We start from the raw sequence: 1,385 nt of genomic DNA, 5'->3' as shown, positions 1-1,385 counted from the left end.
AACATCCTGCTCGCGCCCCGGGATCCGGGACGGCCGGGGTACGAGGGCGAACCTCAGGGGTACGACGGCGAGCCGGACCACGGTCCCGCCGAGCGAGGGCCCGGGCCGGGGCCTCCAGCAGCGCTTCTCCCTCCGGGGAGCTCAGCGCGATGCAGACGACGCCCTGACCGTGACTGCGCGACGGCCAGACCCGGACGTCACCCGTGCCGGTGGGCCGGTGCAGCCCCTCGGCGAGCAGGTCGCGGGCGAAGACCCATTCGACCGTCTCCTCGGCTCCGGTGTGGAAGGTGGCGTGCACGGCATAGGGATCGGCCGTGTCATACCGCAGGCCCGCGGGTACAGGCAGTGATGACTCGCTGGATACAACGAGGCGCAGGTGCAGCTCGCAGCTGACCGTGGTGTTCATAAGCGCCAGGGCCTTTCGCTCAGTGTGCGCTCGGGGATTCGCACGTCGGCGAAATCGACATGCCACCTACGGTGTCGTTGTAAACCCCTCTGACCGTTTTGTGATCCTTCATGTCGCTCGTACGGCCCTGCATTACTTTGCGTTATACGTCCGAACCGGTGAACGGGAGGCGATCCGGTACGTTTGAGTGCATGAAAACGGAGAGCGAGCGGGGGGAGGCCCTGGTGACTCGGGACTCGGCTTCCGTGACGGGGGCAGCGGCGGCGGGGGCCGCCGGAAGCGGCCCCGGTCCGGAGACGGACGCTGCGGGGGCGGACACGGAGAAGGGGGCCGAGCCCGCGCTCGGCTCCAAGGCTCCGGCATTCATCAAGCGCTCGCGGGCGCTGCACATCAGCTGGCAGGTCGGGGTCTTCCTGGCCGGCCTCGCGGTCGTCGGAGCGGGCGCCGCGATGCTGGTCCTGCCCGGCCCGGGCTGGGTCGTGATCTTCGCCGGCATGGCCATCTGGGCGACCGAGTTCGTCTGGGCGCAGCTGGTGCTCCGCTGGACCAAGCGGAAGGTCAGCGAGGCGGCCCAGCGGGCACTCGACCCCCGGGTGCGGCGGCGGAACATCATCCTGACCACCGTCGGTCTGGTGATCTGCTGCGCACTGGCCGGGTTCTATCTGTGGAAGTTCGGTCTGGTCATGCCCTGGCAGATCGAAGGGCAGTGAGCCGCCCCTCAAGGGTGGTCGGGAACCCCGCTGACATGGGGTAATGTTGGCGACGCGTTCCCGGGCGATTAGCTCAGCGGGAGAGCGCTTCGTTCACACCGAAGAGGTCACTGGTTCGATCCCAGTATCGCCCACACACCGGCCGGGGCCGGTCCGTCACCGTACGGACCGGCCCCGGCCGTTTTCGTACCCGGCCCGGGGCGGGAGGGGGAGCTGCGGGCCCAGGGCCGGCTGCTGGGCGACACGGAAGTGCTCGGCGGCACCGAGTC

The 1,385-nt window shown here is 69.4% G+C and carries 1 protein-coding gene, 1 tRNA gene and 1 pseudogene; 2 read left to right on the top strand and 1 reads right to left on the bottom strand.

The annotated features are described in order from the left end of the window. Positions 1–94: 94 nt before the first annotated feature. Positions 95–406: pseudogene (locus ACWDR0_RS34905) on the bottom strand (SsgA family sporulation/cell division regulator); the annotation flags it as partial. Between the two features lie 191 nt (positions 407–597). Here ACWDR0_RS34905 and ACWDR0_RS34900 point away from each other — a divergent pair. Beyond that, positions 598–1,116 (top strand): TIGR02611 family protein, encoded by a 519-nt coding sequence (locus ACWDR0_RS34900; RefSeq protein ID WP_456355850.1) that lies wholly within the window; start codon positions 598–600, stop codon positions 1,114–1,116. Between the two features lie 62 nt (positions 1,117–1,178). Further along, positions 1,179–1,250: transfer RNA gene (locus ACWDR0_RS34895), tRNA-Val, on the top strand. The last annotated feature ends 135 nt before the right edge of the window (positions 1,251–1,385 follow it).

Source organism: Streptomyces sp. NPDC003691 (assembly GCF_053981115.1).
This window is presented reverse-complemented; position numbering and strand designations above follow the sequence as displayed.

What these genes read in the sequence shown, in the direction of transcription:
- ACWDR0_RS34900 (WP_456355850.1), top strand. Translation starts at nt 598, where the DNA reads ATGAAAACGGAGAGCGAGCGGGGGGAGGCCCTGGTGACTCGGGACTCG.